Genomic DNA, 19,599 nt, shown 5'->3' with positions numbered 1-19,599 from the left:
CGGACGGCCCCACGGGGCCGTCCCTCGCTTCATCGATTCGGGAGTCAACGCATGGCTGTTTCCCCCCTGGCTGCCACCCCTCGTGAGCAGGAACCGCCCTTCTACCAGAGCGTCGGCAACGAGTGCACGATGTTCGAGCAGGCCTTTCGCCAGCGCCTGCCGCTGCTGCTCAAGGGGCCGACCGGCTGCGGCAAGACCCGCTTCGTCAGCCACATGGCGGCGAGGCTCGGCAAGCCGCTGTACACCGTGGCCTGCCATGACGACCTGACCGCCGCCGACCTCACCGGCCGCTACCTGCTGCAGGGCGGCGAGACCCGCTGGGTCGACGGCCCGCTGACCCGAGCGGTGCGCGAGGGCGGTATCTGCTACCTCGACGAGGTGGTCGAGGCCCGCAAGGACGTCAGCGTGGTGCTGCATCCGCTCACCGACGACCGTCGCCTGCTGCCGCTGGAGCGCACCGGCGAGCTGCTCGAGGCGCCCGACGACTTCATGCTGGTGGTCTCCTACAACCCCGGCTACCAGCACATCCTCAAGTCGCTCAAGCCCAGCACCCGCCAGCGCTTCGTGGCGATGTCCTTCGATTTCCCGCCCCCCGGGGTGGAGCGCGACATCGTCGCCCGGGAGAGCGGCCTGCCCGCCGAACGCTGCGCGGCCCTGGTCAACCTGGCGGCGAGCCTGCGCGCCATGAAGGGCCAGGACCTGGAGGAGGGCGTCTCGACCCGCTTGCTGGTCTATTGCGCGACCCTGATCCAGGGCGGCATGCCGGTCCTCGAGGCGGCCCGGGCCACCCTGGTGGAGCCGCTCTCCGACGATGCGGATGTCCAGGAGGGGTTGATGGAAGCCATTCGCGCCACCTTTGGGTGAATGCCAAGCCGAGCTGGGGCGCCGGGGGCAGGTCGCAGCGAAGGTCTTTTGACCAGGGATGGCAAAAGTAGCGCCCAGGGAAGGGTTCACAGCGCCTTCGCAGCGGCTTGGCGCCGGAAAAGCTCATCTCTTGTCTCTTGCGCCCGGTTGTTAAGAGGAGCGTTGAAATGCTCGATTTCCTCGAGGTCGAGGAGTTCGTCGGCCGGCACTGGCACCGCTGGGCCTCGGGCGCGGCGAGCTACCCCGACCACCCCGAGGCGGCGGTATCCCTCGAGAGCCTGCGTCCCATGCTCGGGGTCTTCTTCCGCGCCGGCGGTGGCGAGGCGGGCGTCGAGGTGGCCGCCATCGCCGCCCGCGCCTCGTCCCACCGACTGAGCCTGCGCCAGCGGCTGGGCCTCGACGAGGAGGCCCTCGACCAGGCGCGCCGCGACGAGGAACACCTGCTGTTGCCGCCGCGCCTGGCGCTCTTCCCCGAGGCCGCCCTCAATCGCGACCTCTACCTGTGGCTGACTGCCTTCTTGGCCGAGGCGCGCCCGGTCCCGCTGTCCGCGGACCCGCTGCAGGCCGACTTGGCGCGCCTGCGCGAGGCGCGCCGTGCCGCGCGGGCGGCGCTGGCGCGCTTCCCCGGGCTGACGGAGCGCTATGTCCGCCTGTGCGGCGAGCTGCTGGCGATCCGTCCCCGGCGCCGCCGGCTGCCGCTCCGTGAGGCGGCGCTGGAAGCCGCTCTGTGCGCGGAGCTCGGCGCCCCGGACCCCGAGGGGGGCTGGGCCCGGGCCATGCAGCGGGCCATTCGCGACGACAGCCTCCCGCTGGACGACTTCCTTGCGCCGCGCGGCTACCGGCCGACACTGCCCGTTCCGCTATGGGGCCAGGCCGTGACCTTGGGCACCCGGGAGGACGGGGCGGGCGCGCGAGCCGATGACGAGGACATTCCACTCGCCGGAGGCGATGCCCGGGAGGACGACCATGGCAAGCGCCAGGCCGACCGGCGCGAGCAGGACCAGGCCGACCGCGACGACCCGCTGATCCTCAACGCCTCCGAGAAGATGCTCTCCTGGGCCGAGATGGTGAACCTCAACCGCCACGTGGAGGACGAGGAGCAGGACGCGGCCCGCCAGGCCGCCGACCAGATCGACGAGATCGTGCTCAGCCCCAACCGCCAGCGCGCCAGCTCGCGGCTCAAGCTCGACCTCGACCTGGCGCCGGACGAGGTCGCCGGCGGCCGCTTGAAGGGACGCCATACCTATCCGGAGTGGAACCACCGCAAGCAGGCCTACCTGCCCGACCACTGCGTGGTGCACAGCGACCTGCAGAGCGAGGAGGGCGAGGACTGGACCCCCGACGAGGCCACCCGCCGGCGCATCCGCCGGGTGCGGCGCGAGTTCGAGGCGCTGCGTCCGCGCCGCGAGCTCCTGCGCGGCCAGCTCGACGGCAGCGAGCTGGACATGGACGCGGTGATCCGCTCGCGCTGTGACCTGGCGGCCACCGGCGAGGCCAGCGATCGCCTCTACCAGGACAGTCGCACCCAGGCCCGCGACCTGGCGGTGTCGATCCTGGTCGACGTGTCGCTGTCCACCGAGGCCTGGCTGGCGGATCGCCGGGTGCTGGACGTGGCCAAGGAGGCCCTGCTGGTGCTGGGCCACGGGCTGGCCGGCTGCGGCGACGACTACGCCATCCACAGCTTCACCTCCCAGCGTCGCCACCGGGTCTGGGTCAAGACCCTCAAGGACTTCGACGAGCCGATGGGCGAGCGGGTGTCGCGGCGCATCGCCGCGCTCAAGCCGGGCTCCTACACCCGCATGGGGCCGGCCATCCGCCACCTGACCGCGGAACTCGCCGAGCGGCCCAACCGGCATCGGCTGCTGCTGATGCTCACCGACGGCAAGCCCAACGACAACGACTACTACGAGGGACGCTACGGGATCGAGGACACCCGCAAGGCGGTGCTCGAGGCGCGCCGCCAGGAGGTGCGGGTCTTCGGCGTGACCATCGACCGCGAGGCGGGCCGCTACATCCCGCACCTGTTCGGTCGTGGGGGCTATGCCATCGTTCAGCGCCCCGAGCACCTCTCCCTGGCCTTGCCGGGGATCTACCGCCAGATCATCGCCAGCTGAGGAGGTTGCCGTGACGACCCGTTCCCGACTCGTACTGGCCGTGACGGCCTGGTGCCTGGCCGCCGTGGCGGTGGTGGTGCCGCTGGTCTGGCTGATCAACACCCGCGACTGGGGGGTGGCGCTGATGCTGCTGGTGCCCTTCGCAGTCTACGGCCTGCTGCACCTGGGCCGTGCCCTGGAGGGCTGGGCGCGGTGCGTGCTGCCACCGGGCGAGGGCTGAGGCGACTCAGCCCATCCAGCGCGCGACCAGGTAGCCGCCGGCGATCAGCGCCAGGGTCAGGCCCAGCAGGCCGACGAAGGCTCCCCGCCAGGCCGGGCCGGCGATACGCAGGTTCAGGTAGACCATCAGCACCCGATGGGCCTTGAAGCCGCTGGCCAGCAGCACCAGGCCCGCCGACCCCAGCGGCAGGGCCTGCCACTGGGTGGCCTGGTCCAGGCGTGCCGAGAGCATGGAGACCACCGTCAGGCCCATCAGCAGGGCCCAGGTGACGAGCAGGCGGTGCGATCCGGGAAGCAGGGTCATGGTCACCTCGGCGGGGCGCCTCCGGCGAGGGCGGATGCCCTCGGCGCGATAGGGCGCCCTCAGCGCAAGAGATAGAGCAGGGGATAGAGCAGGACCCAGATCAGGTCCACCATGTGCCAGAAGGCCGTGGCGGTCTCGACGTTGTCCCTCGACAGGCGCCAGGTCACCAGCGCCAGGATCGCCATCCCGAACAGCACGTGGGCGAAGTGGAAGGCGGTCAGGCCGTAGTAGAAACCGAAGAAGGGGCTGGTCTCCGGGGTCAACCCGCCGGCCAGCTTGTCGGCGTACTCCAGGACCTTGATCGTCCCGAACACGCCCCCGAACACCAGGGTGATGACCAGCCATTGCCGCGCGCGGCGGCGCCGGCCGGCCGCCATGGCCTGCACCGCCAGGGCGGCGAACAGGCCGCTGGTCAGCAGCACCAGGGTGTTGAGACCGCCCATCAGCGGGTCGAGCTGGCGCTGGCCGGCGTCGAACAGCGCCGGGTCCAGGGCCCGCTGCCAGGCATAGAGCGCGAAGAAGGCGGCGAAGACCAGCAGCTCGCTGAGGATCAGCACCCACATCAGCGGGTTGCCGGGCAGCGTGGACAGCGGGCCCCATCCCGGGTTCGGCACGCGCGTGGCGGAGGCGTCCGGGAAGGCCATGCTCACCCCTTGAGGCTCACGCCGGTCCCGCCGAAGGCCAGGCTCGCCGGGTTGGCGATGGGCCGGTTGGCCAGCAGCCGATGCAGGCCCACCCCGCAGCGCCCGACCATCCACACCAGGCAGGCGGTGAAGAACAGGTAGCCGAATGCCCAGGACGTCGCCGCGGGCAGCTGGAGCCACCCCAGCAGCTGCCAGGTGCCGAGGCCCAGGCCGCCCCCCGCGAGCCCCAGCCAGAAGGTGCGGACCTGAAAGCGGCGGTGGGACTCGAGCCAGGCGCTGGTGCGATGGCGCATCCAATGGGCGAGGCCCACGCCGAGCGGGGCGGTGATCACGGCCATGACGCTTCCCAGGAACAGGCCGTAGACGATCAGCATGGTGCCGCGGCCGGGTTCCTTGTAAAGGGATCCGTAGGGCTCGTGGGGGGACGGGGTGAGGGACATGGCGCACCTCCGGCGGCTGGCAGTCAAGATGAATGAATCATTCCACGATATATCCGGAAGCCGGGGCCTGCTTTGGCCTGGATCAAGTCCGGGACAGCGTGAACGACGAATGCCGCCCGCAGGCGGCATTCGTGTCATGGGGCCGGGGTTCAGGCCTCGGCCTCCCGGCCCGGACGAGCCGCTGGCGCGGAAGGCGCGGCCCGGCCTGCATGGCCGGCGGGACGGGCCCCCACATCCTGGATCTCCGGCAGGTAGCGGTAGCGCTCCTCGTCGAGCTCCGGCACGTGGCTGCGTTCCATGCGGCGGATGGCGCCGTGCATCCAGATCAGCGAGACGGCCACCAGCACGAAGAGCACCATGTAGGAACTGGTCCAGACCCCGGTGAGGTCGAGAACCGCGCCGAAGACGATCGGCAGGAAGAAGCCGCCCAGGCCGCCGATCATGCCGACCAGGCCGCCCACCGAGCCGACGTTCTCCGGGTAGTAGACCGGGATGTGCTTGTAGACGGCGGCCTTGCCCAGCGACATGAAGAAGCCCAGCAGCACGGTCAGCACCACCACGCCCCACAACGGCATGGCCAGGGAGAAGGCGATCTGGCCCTCCTTGCCCTCCACCACGTAGTGGGTCTCGGGGTAGGCGAGCAGGAACAGGCAGACCAGCGAAGCGATGAAGGTCAGGTACATGATCGAGCGGGCGCCGTAGCGGTCGGACATCCAGCCGCCGAGCGCCCGGAAGACGCTGGCCGGCAGGGTGTAGAGAGCCGCCAGCGAGCCGGCCACGGCGATGCTGACGTCATAGGCCCCCACGTAGTAGCGCGGCAGGTAGGAGGCCAGGGCGACGAAGGCGCCGAAGACGAAGAAGTAGTAGAGGGCGAAGCGCCAGACCTGCGGGTGCCGGAGCGGCTCCAGCTGTTCCCGGGCGGAGGTGGCCTTGCCGCCCTGGCCGCGCCGGGAGCGGGTCAGCGGATCCTCCTTGGAGAACACCCAGAAGCCCACGGCCACCACCGCCAGCACGATGGCGTAGACCACCGCGGTCTGTTCCCAGCCCAGCGCCAGCAGCAGGAAGGGGGCGGCGAAGTTGGTCACCGCCGCCCCGGCGTTGCCGGCACCGAAGATCCCCAGCGCGGTCCCCTGGCGCTCCTTCTCGAACCAGTAGGAGGTGTAGGCGATGCCGACGATGAAGGAGCCGCCGGCCAGGCCGACGCCCAGGGCGGCGACCAGGAACATCGCGTAGGACTCGACGTAGGAGAGCAGGAAGACACAGGCCGCGGTGACCAGCATCAGCAGGCTGAAGACGCGGCGCCCGCCGAACTGCTCGGTCCAGATGCCGAGGAAGATCCGGCTGATGGAGCCGGTAAGGATCGGCGTGGCCACCAGGATGCCGAACTGGGTCTCGTTGAGGCCGAGGTCCTGCTTGATCTTGATGCCGATGATGGAAAAGATCGTCCACACCGCGAAGCAGGTGGTGAACGCCAGGGTGCTGAGTGACAACGCCCGGTATTGCTGTGGCCGGGTCACGCCCTCGAGATGGTTCATGTCGTGCCTCCTTCGGCGATGCATGAAAGGTCGCCTTCCAGACTGGCAGCTGGGGGGTGGACGATATTGACGTGCATCAAGATGCCGCCGCCGCTACCCCTTGATAGCCGGGGCCTATCCCTTTGGGAGTAGGCGCTCGGTACGCCCTTCGACGCCGCCGCCAGCGGCGACCGGCCCCCTCTCGGGGCCCGGTCGTGCGACGGCTGGCTCCATGTGGCGGGGTGGGTCAGGGATTCTTCACGTAGGCATTGCCGCGCAGGTAGAACCACCAGTTGACCACCAGGCACAGGGCGTAGAAGACCGCGAAGCCGTACATGGCCATCTCCGGGGTGCCGGCCTTGATCTGCTCGCCCATCACCCGCGGGGCGATGAAGGCGCCATAGGCGGCCACGGCGGAGGTCCAGCCGAGCACCGGGCCCTTCTTCTGCTGGTCGAAGATCACGCCGATGCTGCGGAAGGTGGAGCCGTTGCCGATGCCGCTGGCGGCAAACAGCACGATGAACAGCGTGAGGAACATCCAGAAGTACTGGTTGGGATCGGTGGCGTTGTAGGCGAGCATCATCACGTAGCCCACCGCCGCGGAGGCGGCGACCATGATCACCGAGATGATCTGGGTGACGATGGAACCGCCCACCTTGTCGGAGATCCAGCCGCCGACCGGGCGGATCAGCGCGCCGACGAAGGGGCCCATCCAGGCCCAGGTCAGGGCGCTGGGGGCATCCGGGTTGGCCACGCGGGTCACGCTGCCGTCGGCGGCCACCTCCATCATGTTGCCGAAGATCACGGTGATCGACAGCGGCAGGGCGGCGGAGAAGCCGATGAAGGAGCCGAAGGTGGCGATGTAGAGCACGGTCATCGACCAGGTGTGCTTGTCGCGGAAGATCTCGAACTGCTTCTGGATGTTGCTGCGCACGTTACCGGGCATCAGCCGCAGCAGGCCCAGGGTCAGCACGATGGTCAGCGGCAGGGCCAGCCACATGTTCAGCCAGCCCAGGGCGGCCACGCCCACCACGGAGGTGATCAGGCCCACGCCGTACAGGCCGATGATCTTGCCGAAGGCCTGCAGCGGGGTGCCGGGATGGGGGGTGATGGTGCGCAGGTTGTTCATGCCGAACCAGCCGGCGAAGGCCAGCGGGATCAGGAAGACCAGCCAGATCAGCCCGGCATTCTGGATCCAGGTATCGGTGCCGGCCTCGATGCGGCCGATCAGGGTGCCGCTGGCTCGGGTCAGTTCCATGGGATCGCCGGCGATGGCGCCGAAGATGCCGACGGTCATCACCAGCGGGATCAGGATCTGCATGGTGGTGACGCCGAAGTTGCCCAGGCCGGCGTTCATGCCCAGGGCATAGCCCTGCTGCTTCTTCGGGTAGAAGGTCGAGATGTTGCTCATCGAGCAGGCGAAGTTGCCGCCGCCGATGCCCGAGAGCAGCGCCAGGGCCTGGAAGACCCACAGCGGGGTGCCCGGGTTCATCAGCGCGATGCCGGTGCCGAGCGCCGGCAGCATGAGCAGGGCGGTGGTCAGGAAGATGGTGTTGCGCCCGCCGGCGATGCGGATCATGAACGATGCCGGGATACGCAGGGTGGCCCCGGAGAGCCCGGCGATGGCGGTCAGGGTGAACAGCTGGTCCACCGTGAAGGCGAAGCCCAGGTTGCGCATCTGGGTGGTGATCATGCCCCACATCAGCCAGACGGCGAAGCCCATCAGCAGGCTGGGAATGGAGATCCACAGGTTGCGGTTGGCGATGCGGCGCCCGGTGGTCTGCCAGAACGTCGGGTCCTCGACGTCCCATTGCTCGATGTCGGCGTTGCGCCGCCCGCGGGGAGGCAGCGGCTTCTGGCCGGCCTCCCAGTGGGTGGAATCGGCACTCTGTCTGGTCATGGTGTATCCCCCTTGCGCTCTCTCGGTGGAGCCCCGTCGCGCGATGGCGGTCGACCGGCATCAGCCTGGGGCTTTGCAACGCAAGATACGCCCGGGGACAGGGCGGTGAAACGGCCCGAAAAGACCCGAAAAACAGCGAGATACCCCTTGAGGGGTAGGGAGGTAGGAGGGTCGTGGTCTGCAATATCAGGAGCTTAGCCACGCCGCTCGCCGGGCCGGCTCACCGGTGCCGGCGGCGAGAGTATTTGGAGGTATCCACAGAGAACCGTGGCCGACTACTTGTCCACACCCTCCTGCACGGCCCACACCGCGGCCTCGACCCGGGAGCGCAGGTTGAGCTTCTTGAGCAGGTGCTTGACGTGGACCTTCACCGTGCCCTCGGTGATGTCGAGCTTGCGGGCGATCAGCTTGTTGGACAGTCCCGCGGCCAGCTCGCGGAGGATCTCCCGCTCGCGCTGGGTCAGGCTGTGGATATCCGGGGTGGCCGGCTGGGTCCGCTGGCTGCGCAGGGCCTCGGCGAGCAGGGCGGTGAGGCTCTCGCTGATCACCATGCGGCCCAGCGCCGCCTGGCGCAGCTGGCGCACCATGTCGTCCGGGTCCATGTCCTTGAGCAGGTAGCCGTCGGCCCCGGCGCGCAGGGCGGCGACCACGTCCTCCTCATGGTCGGAGACCGTGAACATCACGATGCGTCCGGCGAAATCGTCCTGGCGAAGCCGCTTGAGGGTCTCGATGCCGTCCATCCCCGGCATGTTGAGGTCCAGCAGGATCAGGTCCGGGTCCAGCTCGCCGGCCAGGCGGATGCCTTCCTCCGGCTCGCCGGTCTCGCCGGCGAGTTCCAGGTCGTCCTCCAGCTCGAGCAGTTGGGTGACCCCCCGGCGCAGCAGCGGGTGGTCGTCGATGATCAGCAGAGTGGCGGGGTCGTGGGCTGTCCGGGTCATCCTGCGGGGTCCCTGTTCGCTGGTTGGAGGTGGAGGGCCGGCTCGGCGGGTTGCTGGGCGATCAGTCGTGCCGTCTGCGGGGGGAACGTGATGGCCACGAGGGTACCGCCGGCGTCGCGGTTGCGCACCTCGAACTCGCCGCCCAGGGTCTCGGCCCGGTCGCGCATGATCACCAGGCCATAGTGCATGGGCGGCGAGCGGTCGTCCTCGAGGCCGATGCCGTCGTCCTCGATCATCACCCCCAGGCGGGCCTGGGCGAAGCGGACCGTGACCGCCGCCCAGTGGGCCTGGGCATGCTTGTGCACGTTGGCCAGCGCCTCGCGCACCACCTGCAGTACGTGGATCTCCTCGTTGGGGTTGAGCAGGTGGGGCGGCACGTCGAAGAACAGTTCCACCGGGAAGCCCAGCCGCTCGCCGAATTCCAGGGTGGTCTCGCGCAGGGCGCTCTGCAGCCCCGGGCCGTCGAGGCGCAGGCGGAAGGTGGTGAGCAGCTCGCGCAGCTGGCGATAGGCGCTGTCCAGCCCGCCGCGCAGCTCGTCGAACACCGGCGCCTGGGTCTCTCGCGGCATCTGCTTGGCCTGCATGCGCTCGAGGCGGGCCACCTGCATCTTCAGGTAGGACAGCGACTGGGCCAGGGAGTCATGGAGCTCCCGGGCGATGATGGTGCGCTCGTTCATCAGCGTCACCTGCTGCTCCTCCTCGATGCGACGCTGCAGGTAGACCGCGGTGGCCAGCTGGTCGGTGAGGGCATACAGCAGCCGCCTCGTGCTGTCGGTGAGCGGCGCGGCGGTGGGGTACCAGACCTCCAGGGTGCCGAGCAGGGTCTCGCCGACGCTCACCGGCAGCAGCAGGCATTCGGCGTCGCCGCGCTCCGAGAGCTCCAGGGGCTGGGGGTCGATCAGGCAGGCATGGCAGTCGTGGTCGCGGCAGTAGGTCGGCCGGCTGCGCGAGTGGGTGGCGAGGATCGGCACCTCGCGCTGGTCGAAGGGGTCATGCAGCGACAGGCCGATGGGGCCGATGCCGAGCAGGTCTTCCAGACGGCGCAGCATCGGCGCGGCGCTGGCGCACAGGTCGTTGCCCCCGCCATAGAGGGCGCGGCTACCGTCGTGGAGGATCTGCATGGCCTCGTTGCTGCGAGCCAGCTCCTGCTGCTTGCGTGACACCCGTTCCTCTAGCTCCGCGTAGCTGGCGCCGAGCTCCGCGGCCATGGTGTCCAGGGTGCGGCCGAGCAGGGCCAGCTCGTCGCTGCCGGCGAGCCGGGTGCGATAGCCGAAGTTGCGGCGTCCGGCCTCCCGGGCCAGCACCACCAGCTGGTGCAGGGGGCGGACCAGGTTGTAGCGGATGTCGTAGAGGGCGATGGCCACCACCACCGCGGTCAGCGCCAGGAACAGGATCTGCAGGGCGCTGAGCAGGCGGATCTTGGCCTCGCTGTTCTGCTCGAGCAGGGTCACCAGCCGGTCGATCTCGTCCACCAGGCCCTCGAGCTCGCGGTTCAGCGGGGCGATCGCCACGGCCTGGCCGTCCAGTGCCGCGATGACCCGAGGGGCCAGCTGATCCTGCCAGTGGGCCTTCAGCCGGCGGTACTGGGCCTGCAGCTGGTGGTCATCGGCCTCGGGCAGGGCGCCGGTCAGCTCCGGGCTGTCCAGGCGCTCGGCGAAGCGCCCGGCGATGGCTTCCACCCGGGCGCGTCGCTCGGCGGCCGGGGCGCGGTCGTAGCGCTGCAGGGCGGCCACCAGCTGGTAGGAGTTCATGCGCAGCGAGCCGGCCAGGTTGATGGCGGCGGCGTCGCCCTGGCTGCTGCCGGCCACGCCCATGGTCACCGCGATGCTGACCAGCGCCATGGCGCTGATCGCCAGCAGCGAGGCGATGATGCGGGCCACCAGGGAGCGCTGCAGCAGTCTCATCGGGATCTCCGGGGGACACGGGGAAAGCGGTGCTCTGGATGCCACTATACCCTAGTAGGTAGACGATTCTCTCTCAAAGGCATACCTCCCATGCCCTTTTGACGCTGCCGAAGGGGCTCACGAGAATTCGGATATCGTCCCGCGAGTCCCGACCATGACGCCTGCCGACTCCCTCGTTTCCCCCAGCGGCCCGCCCGAGGAGGCCCCGTTGGCCGAGCCGACTCCACCGCTGGGCTATCGCGCCCTGGTGGTGGTGGTGCTCTCGCCACTGGCCTTCGCGCTGGTCTTCGCCTGCTGGACCCTGTTCGCCGTGCTGGGCCTCGAGCTCAGGCGCGAACTGGCGCTGAGCCCCCTGGCCTTCGCCATCCTGCTGGCGATGCCGCTGCTGGCCGGGGGGCTGGCCAGCCTGCCCGCGGCGCTGCTGGCCCGACGCCTGGGGGGGCGCCGGGTCATGCTCGGCTGCCTGCTGTGGATCTGTCCCTTCCTGTGGTGGATCGGCCATGCCGACCACTATCCGGAGTACCTGCTCGCGGGCCTGGGACTCGGTGTCGGGGCCGGCGCTCTGGCCGCCGGCCTGGTCCATGTGGCCACGCTGGGCCCGGCGCGGCACGTCGGCCTGGCGCTGGGGCTCTACGGGGCCGGCATGGTCGGGGCGGGGCTCGGCTACCTGTTGCTGCCGCTGGTCAGCCAGGCCTATGGCTGGCGCCTGGCCCCGTTGCTCTACCTGCTGCCGGTGGCCCTGGTCGCGGGATTGCTGTGGCTGTTCGCCGACGACGCCGGCACGCCGGCGGAGGCCCCGCGCCGCCGCCCGTCGGGCCGCCTGGCCGCGGGGCTGCGACGGCTGCGGGACTGGACGCTGTGGCGGCTGGCCATCACCTACGGCTTCTTCTTCGGTGCCTTCGTCGGCCTGGCGCTGTGGTTGCCGGGTGAGCTGACGGCGCGCTACGGCCTCGCGCAACAGGCCGCGGCCTTGTGGGGGCTGCCCTTCCCGCTGGTGGTGGGAATCGGTCAGGTGGTGGGCGGGGCCCTGGCCGACCGCCACGACTTCCGCAGCCTGCGCTGGTGGGTCAGCGCCTTCGTGCTGGCCTGCCTGTTCCTGCTCTCCTATCCGCCCTTCACGATGCAGATCCATGGCGTGCATGGGGCCCTGGCGCTGCACTACGACGCGCCCCTGTGGGGCTTCGAGCTGCTGATGGGCCTGATGGGGCTGGCCATGGGCCTGGGGCTCGGCAGCCTGATGCGGCTGATCCATCGCGACCACGGCGAGGACATGGTGCTGGTGGGCGGCCTGGCGCTGACCCTCGGTGGGCTCTTCGCCGCCCTGCTGCCGCCGGTCTTCGTGCTCGGCAGCCTCTGGACCGGCCTCGATACCGCCGGCTTCATGTTCCTCTACGCCGCCCTGGTGCTCTGCATGCTGGTGATGCTGGCCGACCACGTCCGCGGCGCTCGCCGCTGAGCGCTCGCCGCACCTCTCCCGACGCCCTGCTACCCCCGCCTGCCGGCCCCGCGAGCCGGGGGCACATCGCGTGCGGCGGCCGGCCGCGACGCCTGCCGCCAGGGGCTTATCCCCTGGTTGCGGGGGCACCTATCTCCTTGGGGGTAGAGGCGATGTATATGGAGGTAACCGGGCAGTAATCGGCGCCGGGATCACCCAGAATCGGCTCCAACGACCCTGGCCGTGTGCGACATGAGGCGGCGGTGCAGGACGGGTGACCCGGCGGGGTCACGCATCTATTCGAGGAGCCTGGAGAGCGACCATGAGTCACTTCATCGATCGGCTGAATTTCTTCCGCAAGGCACGCGAGCCCTTCGCCAATGACCATGGCGAGGTTCGCGACGAGTCCCGTGGCTGGGAAGACGGCTATCGCCAACGCTGGCAGCACGACAAGGTCGTGCGCTCCACCCACGGGGTGAACTGCACCGGGTCGTGCAGCTGGAAGATCTACGTCAAGAACGGCCTGGTCACCTGGGAGACCCAGCAGACCGATTACCCGCGGACCCGGCCGGACCTGCCCAACCACGAGCCCCGCGGCTGCCCGCGGGGGGCCAGCTACTCCTGGTACCTCTACAGCGCCAACCGTCTCAAGCACCCGCTGGTCCGCAAGCCGCTGCTCAAGCTGTGGCGCGAGGCCCTCGAGGAGAAGGGCGATCCGGTCGACGCCTGGGCCTCCATCGTCGAGGATCCGGCCAAGACCAAGCAGTACAAGCGCGCCCGCGGCATGGGCGGCTTCGTGCGGGCCGACTGGAACGAGCTCAACGAGCTGATCGCCGCCTCCAACGTCTACACCGCCAAGCAGTACGGCCCGGACCGCATCATCGGCTTCTCGCCGATCCCGGCCATGTCCATGGTCTCCTACGCCGCCGGCAGCCGTTACCTGTCGCTGATCGGCGGCGTCTGCATGAGCTTCTACGACTGGTACTGCGACCTGCCGCCGGCCTCGCCGATGACCTGGGGCGAGCAGACCGACGTGCCGGAGTCCGCCGACTGGTACAACTCGGGCTACATCATCGCCTGGGGCTCCAACGTGCCCCAGACCCGCACCCCGGACGCCCACTTCTTCACCGAGGTGCGCTACAAGGGCACCAAGACCGTCTCGGTGACCCCGGACTATGCCGAGGTCTCCAAGCTCACCGACGAATGGCTGTCCGCCAAGCAGGGCACCGACGCGGCCCTGGCCATGGCCATGGGGCACGTGATCCTCAAGGAGTTCCACCTCGACAGGCCCAGCGCCTACTTCACCGACTACGTGCGTCGCTACACCGACATGCCCTGCCTGGTCGAGCTCGAGGCCCGCGAGGACGGCAGCTACGTGCCCGGCAAGCAGCTGCGCGCCAGCGACTTCGAGGCCAGCCTCGGTCAGGACAACAACCCCGAGTGGAAGACCGTGGCCTGGGACGAGACCCGCGACCAGCTGGTCGTGCCGCGCGGCTCCATCGGCTTCCGCTGGGGCGAGGAGGGCAAGTGGAACCTCGAGCCGCGCGACGCCGAGGGCGCCGAGATCAAGACCCGCCTCAGCCTGGCCGAGGCCCATGACGACGTGGCCCGGGTGGCCTTCCCCTACTTCGGCGGCATCGCCCACGAGCACTTCGACCATGTGAAGAGCGGCGGCGCCAGCGACGAGCTGCTGTTCCACAGCCTGCCGGCCAAGCGCCTGACGCTGGCCGATGGCCGCGAGATCCTGGCGGTCACCGTCTTCGACCTGATGTGCGCCAACTACGGCATCGATCGCGGGTTTAGAAGCCAAGAGGGAAAGGAGGGCGAGGACGACGGCGCCACCGCCTACGACCAGGTCAAGCCCTATACCCCGGCCTGGCAGGAGAAGATCACCGGCGTGCCCGCCGAGCAGTGCCTGCGCATCGCCCGGGAGTTCGCCGACAATGCCGACAAGACCCACGGGCGTTCCATGATCATCGTCGGTGCCGGGATGAACCACTGGTACCACATGGACATGAACTACCGCGGCCTGATCAACATGCTGGTCATGTGCGGCTGCATCGGGCAGAGCGGTGGCGGCTGGTCCCACTATGTCGGCCAGGAGAAGTTGCGCCCGCAGACCGGCTGGCTGCCGCTGGCCTTCGGCCTCGACTGGCAGCGGCCGCCGCGCCACATGAACTCGACCTCCTTCTTCTACAACCACTCCAGCCAGTGGCGCTACGAGAAGCTGGAGATCAAGGAGATCCTCTCGCCGCTGGCCAGGCCGGCCGACTACTCCGGCAGCCTGATCGACTTCAACGTGCGCTCCGAGCGCATGGGCTGGCTGCCCTCCGCGCCGCAGCTGGCCACCAACCCGCTGTCGCTGGCCGGCAAGGCCGCCGAGGCGGGCCAGTCCACCGCCGACTATGTGGTCGACCAGCTCAAGGCCGGCGGCCTGCGCTTCGCCGCCGAGGACCCGGACGACCCCCAGAACTTCCCGCGCAACATGTTCATCTGGCGCTCCAACCTGCTCGGCAGTTCCGGCAAGGGCCACGAGTACCTGCTCAAGTACCTGCTCGGCACCCGTCACGGCATCCAGGGCAAGGACCTGGGCGAGGACGGCGGCCAGAAGCCCGAGGAGGTCGTGTGGCACGAAGCGGCGCCGGAGGGCAAGCTCGACCTGCTGGTGACCCTGGACTTCCGCATGTCCACCACCTGCCTGTACTCGGACATCGTGCTGCCCACGGCGACCTGGTACGAGAAGGACGACCTCAACACCTCGGACATGCACCCCTTCATCCACCCGCTGACCGCGGCCACCGACCCGGCCTGGGAGTCGCGCAGCGACTGGGACATCTACAAGGGCATCGCCAGGGCCTTCTCCAAGGCCTGCGTGGGGCACCTGGGCGAGGAGACCGACCTGGTCACCCTGCCGTTGCAGCACGACTCTCCCGCCGAGCTGGCCCAGCCCGAGGTCAAGGACTGGAAGCGCGGCGAGTGCGAGCCGATCCCCGGCAAGACAATGCCGGCGCTGGTCGAGGTCAAGCGCGACTACCCGGCCACCTATGAGCGCTTCACCTCGGTGGGCCCGCTGCTCGACTCGCTGGGCAACGGCGGCAAGGGCATCGGCTGGAAGACCGAGAAGGAGGTGGAGCTGCTCGGCAAGCTCAACTACGTGAAGACCGAGGGCCCGGCCAAGGGCCGTCCGCGCATCGAGTCGGCCATCGACGCCGCCGAGGTGATCCTCACCCTGGCGCCGGAGACCAACGGCCAGGTGTCGGTGAAGGCCTGGGAGGCGCTGTCGAAGATCACCGGCCGCGATCACCGCCACCTCGCCGAGCCCAAGGAAGAGGAGAAGATCCGCTTCCGCGATGTGGTGGCCCAGCCGCGCAAGATCATCTCCAGCCCGACCTGGTCCGGCCTCGAGGACGAGCATGTCTCCTACAACGCCGGCTACACCAACGTCCACGAGCTGATTCCCTGGCGCACCGTCAGCGGCCGCCAGCAGTTCTACCAGGACCACGCCTGGATGCGCGCCTTCGGCGAGAGCCTGCTGGTCTACCGGCCGCCGATCGACACCAAGGCGGCGGTCAGCCTGGCCGACGACAAGGGCAACGGCAACCCGGAGATCGCGCTGAACTGGATCACCCCGCACCAGAAGTGGGGCATCCACTCCACCTACAGCGACAACCTGCTGATGCAGACGCTGTCCCGCGGCGGCCCCATCGTCTGGCTGTCCGAGGACGATGCCCGGTCCATCGGCGTCGAGGACAACGACTGGATCGAGCTCTACAACGCCAACGGCGCCATCGCCGCGCGGGCAGTGGTCAGCCAGCGGGTCAAGAACGGCATGGCGATGATGTACCACGCCCAGGAGCGGATCCTCAACATGCCGGGCTCCGAGGTCACCGGGACCCGCGGCGGCATCCACAACTCGGTCACCCGCGTGTGTCCCAAGCCGACCCACATGATCGGCGGCTATGCGCAGCTGGCCTACAGCTTCAACTACTACGGCACCGTCGGCTCCAACCGCGACGAGTTCGTCATCGTGCGCAAGATGAAGAAGATCGACTGGCTGGACGGCGAGGGCAACGACTATGAGCAGGAGGCCGTGAAATGAAGATTCGTTCCCAGGTAGGCATGGTCCTGAACCTCGACAAGTGCATCGGCTGCCACACCTGCTCGGTGACCTGCAAGAACGTCTGGACCAGCCGCGAGGGCGTCGAGTACGCCTGGTTCAACAATGTCGAGACCAAGCCCGGCATCGGCTATCCCAAGGAGTGGGAGAACCAGAAGAAGTGGAACGGCGGCTGGCTGCGCCGCAAGGACGGCCGCATCGAGCCGCGCATCGGCGGCAAGTGGCGGGTGCTGGCGAACATCTTCGCCAACCCCGACCTGCCGGAGATCGACGACTACTACGAGCCGTTCACCTTCGACTATCAGCACCTGCATACCGCCAAGCAGGGCGAGCACCAGCCCACCGCGCGGCCGCGCTCGCTGATCTCCGGCCAGCGCATGAACAAGGTCGAGTGGGGCCCGAACTGGGAGGAGATCCTCGGCACCGAGTTCGCCAAGCGGCGCAAGGATGCCAACTTCGAGCAGGTGCAGGCCGACATCTACGGCCAGTTCGAGAACACCTTCATGATGTACCTGCCGCGGCTGTGCGAGCACTGCCTGAACCCGACCTGCGTGGCGTCCTGCCCGAGCGGGGCGATCTACAAGCGCGAGGAGGACGGCATCGTCCTCATCGACCAGGACAAGTGCCGCGGCTGGCGGATGTGCATCTCCGGCTGTCCCTACAAGAAGATCTACTACAACTGGAAGACCGGGAAATCCGAGAAGTGCATCTTCTGCTACCCGCGCATCGAGGCCGGCCAGCCCACGGTGTGCTCCGAGACCTGCGTGGGGCGCATCCGCTACCTCGGCGTGCTGCTCTATGACGCCGACCGCATCGAGGAGGTGGCGAGCTCCCCGGACGAGCGCGACCTCTACCATCGCCAGTGCGAGATCTTCCTCGATCCCCATGATCCCGAGGTGATCGCCCAGGCCAGGAAGGACGGCATCCCCGACAACGTGATCGCCGCCGCCCAGGCCTCGCCGGTCTACAAGATGGCCATCGACTGGGGCCTGGCGCTGCCGCTGCACCCGGAGTACCGCACCCTGCCCATGGTCTGGTACGTGCCGCCGCTGTCGCCGATCCAGTCCGCCGCCGAGGCCGGCGACCTTGAGAGAGACGAGTCCGACGGCATCCTGCCGAAGATCGAGTCGCTGCGCATCCCGGTGAAGTACCTGGCCAACATGCTCACCGCCGGCGAGGAGGCCCCGGTGGTTCTGGCGCTCAAGCGGCTGATGGCCATGCGCCTCTACATGCGCGGCAAGCACGTGGAAGGCGCGGCCGATACCGCGGTGCTCGACGAGGTCGAGCTGACCGCGGCCCAGGTCGAGGAGATGTACCGCTATCTCGCCATCGCCAACTACGAGGACCGCTTCGTGATTCCCACCAGCCACCGGGAGATGGCCACCGAGGCCTTCCCCGAGCGCGGCGGCTGCGGCTTCAGCTTCGGCGACGGCTGCCACGGCGACAGCGGCGAGAGCCTGTTCGGCGGGCGCAAGATGACCACCACCCTGGTCAAGCCGGTGGAGGTCTTCGATCCCGGTTCTCGGGACAAGGTCCGGAGCGAGGGGCGGCACGATGAGAAAACCGAGGAGGCCCGTCATGGCTGAAGCCGCGATGCAACATCCGGAGCCCATGGGCGGCATGCTGAGCCTGCGGGTGCTGGCCCGGCTGCTGGACTACCCCGGCGAGGCGCTCCAGGCCGCCGCCGGGGAGATGATCGAGCTCATCGATGCCGAGCGTCGCTGGTCGGCCACGCTGCGCACGGCCCTGATGGACTGGTGCCAGCGCCTGGCCGAGGCCGACCTCATGGACCTGCAGGCCGAGTACGTGGCGTGCTTCGACCGCGGCCGGGCCACCTCCTTGCTGCTCTTCGAGCATGTCCACGGCGAGTCCCGCGACCGCGGCCAGGCCATGGTCGACCTGATGGCCGAGTACCGCGCCGCCGGCTTCGAGATCGATGCCCGGGAACTGCCCGACTACCTGCCGCTGTTCCTGGAGTACCTGTCGACCCGGCCCGAGGAAGAGATCGGCCGCTGGCTGGGCGAGATCCGCCATATCCTGGCGCGGATCACCGCCCGTCTGGAGGAGCGGGACGCCGACCACGCCCTGGTGCCCCTGGCGCTGCTGGCGCTGATCGGCGCCGAAGGCGATGTCGACGCCCACCGCGAGGAGGTGAAGGACGAGGCGCGGGACGACACCCCCGAGGCGCTCGACGCGATCTGGGAAGAGGAGGCCGTGCGCTTCTCCGCCGCCTCCGACCAGGACTGTGCCCTGCAGTCGGCGGAAGGCCGTCGCCTCGCCGAGCGCAAGCACCAGGTGTCGAGCGACCCCGTCAAGATCATGCCCGGCAGCGGCTCGACCGACCGTGCCGTGAGCGATCGCTAAAGGAGAACCGTCATGTTTGGCGAATACCTGCAACATCTCATCTACGGCTATTACCCCTACCTGGCCGGGACGGTGTTCCTGGTCGGCAGCCTGCTGCGCTACGACCAGGGACAGTTCACCTGGAAGACCGGCTCGAGCCAGATGCTCTCCTCGAAGAACATGCGCCTGGCCAGCAACCTCTTCCATATCGGCATCCTGGTGATCTTCTTCGGTCACCTGTTCGGCATGCTGACGCCGCACTGGGTCTATGCGCCCTTCCTCAGCGCCGGGGCCAAGCAGGTGATCGCCATCGTGGTCGGCGGCATCGCCGGGGTGCTGTGCCTGGCCGGCGGCGCCATGCTGCTGCATCGCCGCCTCACCAACCCGCGAGTGCGTGCCTCCTCCAGCACGATGGACACCCTGATCCTGGCGCTGCTGGTGTTCCAGGCGGCACTGGGTGTCACCACGGTGTTCTTCTCCCTGGGCCACCTGGACGGCGAGATGATGCTGACCCTGGCGGCCTGGGCCCAGGCCATCGTCTTCTTCGGCGGTGGCGCGGCGGACTACATGGCCGAGGTGTCCTGGATCTACAAGCTGCACGTCTTCCTGGGGCTGACCATCATCCTGCTCTTCCCCTTCACGCGCCTGGTGCACGTCTGGAGCGTGCCGCTGGGCTATCTCACCCGCCGCTACCAGCTGGTGCGCAAGCGGGGCTGAGACAGGCCTTGCCCATACCCCCGGCAGGGGCGCCGGGGGCAGGTCGAAGAGGAGGTCCTACGCCAGGGGTGAGGCGAATTCGCCGAACGGGCTGGCCATGGACGGCCAGCACCGGCCCTGGAAGCGGAGCAGGATGCGAGAGCGCG

At 68.9% G+C, this 19,599-nt stretch carries 15 protein-coding genes; 8 read left to right on the top strand and 7 right to left on the bottom strand.

Features of this window, described 5'->3' with window-relative positions:
* Positions 1-51 precede the first annotated feature (51 nt).
* The 3 genes from QWY76_RS07590 to QWY76_RS07580 all read left to right on the top strand — a co-directional run bounded on the left by QWY76_RS07590 (position 52) and on the right by QWY76_RS07580 (position 3,198).
* The gene (locus tag QWY76_RS07590) at positions 52-864 is read left to right on the top strand and encodes a CbbQ/NirQ/NorQ/GpvN family protein (RefSeq protein ID WP_290310522.1); all 813 of its coding nucleotides are present in this window, start codon (positions 52-54) and stop codon (positions 862-864) included.
* Between the two features lie 167 nt (positions 865-1,031).
* Complete coding sequence (locus QWY76_RS07585; protein WP_290310521.1) at positions 1,032-2,978, top strand: nitric oxide reductase activation protein NorD; 1,947 nt, start codon at positions 1,032-1,034, stop codon at positions 2,976-2,978.
* A 10-nt stretch (positions 2,979-2,988) separates the two neighbouring features.
* Entirely contained in the window at positions 2,989-3,198 is a 210-nt protein-coding gene (locus tag QWY76_RS07580) for a hypothetical protein (protein ID WP_290310520.1), read from the top strand.
* 6 nt (positions 3,199-3,204) lie between these two features.
* Here QWY76_RS07580 and QWY76_RS07575 read toward each other — a convergent pair whose 3' ends face one another.
* The 7 genes from QWY76_RS07575 to QWY76_RS07545 all read right to left on the bottom strand — a co-directional run bounded on the left by QWY76_RS07575 (position 3,205) and on the right by QWY76_RS07545 (position 10,841).
* Positions 3,205-3,501, bottom strand: a complete 297-nt coding sequence (locus QWY76_RS07575) for a hypothetical protein (RefSeq protein WP_290310519.1) — start codon at positions 3,499-3,501, stop codon at positions 3,205-3,207.
* 59 nt (positions 3,502-3,560) lie between these two features.
* A complete protein-coding gene (locus QWY76_RS07570; protein WP_290310518.1) occupies positions 3,561-4,145 on the bottom strand; it encodes a cytochrome c oxidase subunit 3 in 585 nt (194 codons plus the stop codon).
* 2 nt (positions 4,146-4,147) lie between these two features.
* Positions 4,148-4,585, bottom strand: coding sequence for a DUF4870 family protein (locus QWY76_RS07565; protein WP_290310516.1), 438 nt, complete (start codon positions 4,583-4,585; stop codon positions 4,148-4,150).
* Between the two features lie 149 nt (positions 4,586-4,734).
* Positions 4,735-6,120: an MFS transporter gene (locus QWY76_RS07560; RefSeq protein ID WP_290310515.1), complete on the bottom strand. Its 1,386-nt coding sequence runs from the start codon at positions 6,118-6,120 to the stop codon at positions 4,735-4,737.
* A 226-nt stretch (positions 6,121-6,346) separates the two neighbouring features.
* Positions 6,347-7,999: an MFS transporter gene (locus QWY76_RS07555; RefSeq protein ID WP_290310514.1), complete on the bottom strand. Its 1,653-nt coding sequence runs from the start codon at positions 7,997-7,999 to the stop codon at positions 6,347-6,349.
* A gap of 275 nt (positions 8,000-8,274) precedes the next feature.
* Positions 8,275-8,937: a two-component system response regulator NarL gene (narL, locus tag QWY76_RS07550; RefSeq protein ID WP_290310513.1), complete on the bottom strand. Its 663-nt coding sequence runs from the start codon at positions 8,935-8,937 to the stop codon at positions 8,275-8,277.
* Positions 8,934-10,841 (bottom strand): type IV pili methyl-accepting chemotaxis transducer N-terminal domain-containing protein, encoded by a 1,908-nt coding sequence (locus QWY76_RS07545; protein ID WP_290310512.1) that lies wholly within the window; start codon positions 10,839-10,841, stop codon positions 8,934-8,936. The genes narL and QWY76_RS07545 overlap by 4 nt, the downstream gene beginning before the upstream one ends.
* A gap of 208 nt (positions 10,842-11,049) precedes the next feature.
* Here QWY76_RS07545 and QWY76_RS07540 point away from each other — a divergent pair, with 208 nt between their 5' ends.
* The 5 genes from QWY76_RS07540 to narI all read left to right on the top strand — a co-directional run bounded on the left by QWY76_RS07540 (position 11,050) and on the right by narI (position 19,453).
* Entirely contained in the window at positions 11,050-12,297 is a 1,248-nt protein-coding gene (locus QWY76_RS07540; RefSeq protein WP_290310511.1) for an MFS transporter, read from the top strand.
* Positions 12,298-12,598: 301 nt separating this feature from the next.
* Positions 12,599-16,375: a nitrate reductase subunit alpha gene (locus QWY76_RS07535; RefSeq protein ID WP_290310510.1), complete on the top strand. Its 3,777-nt coding sequence runs from the start codon at positions 12,599-12,601 to the stop codon at positions 16,373-16,375.
* The gene (narH, locus tag QWY76_RS07530) at positions 16,372-17,979 is read left to right on the top strand and encodes a nitrate reductase subunit beta (protein WP_290310509.1); all 1,608 of its coding nucleotides are present in this window, start codon (positions 16,372-16,374) and stop codon (positions 17,977-17,979) included. The genes QWY76_RS07535 and narH overlap by 4 nt, the downstream gene beginning before the upstream one ends.
* The gene (gene narJ, locus QWY76_RS07525; RefSeq protein WP_290310508.1) at positions 17,972-18,757 is read left to right on the top strand and encodes a nitrate reductase molybdenum cofactor assembly chaperone; all 786 of its coding nucleotides are present in this window, start codon (positions 17,972-17,974) and stop codon (positions 18,755-18,757) included. The genes narH and narJ overlap by 8 nt, the downstream gene beginning before the upstream one ends.
* A gap of 12 nt (positions 18,758-18,769) precedes the next feature.
* Positions 18,770-19,453 (top strand): respiratory nitrate reductase subunit gamma, encoded by a 684-nt coding sequence (narI, locus tag QWY76_RS07520; RefSeq protein WP_290310507.1) that lies wholly within the window; start codon positions 18,770-18,772, stop codon positions 19,451-19,453.
* The last annotated feature ends 146 nt before the right edge of the window (positions 19,454-19,599 follow it).

Origin of the sequence: Halomonas maura (assembly GCF_030409305.1) — a bacterium.
GTDB lineage: Bacteria > Pseudomonadota > Gammaproteobacteria > Pseudomonadales > Halomonadaceae > Halomonas > Halomonas maura.
The sequence above is the reverse complement of the archived record's forward strand: the minus strand, read 5'-3'. Positions and strand labels throughout refer to the sequence as shown.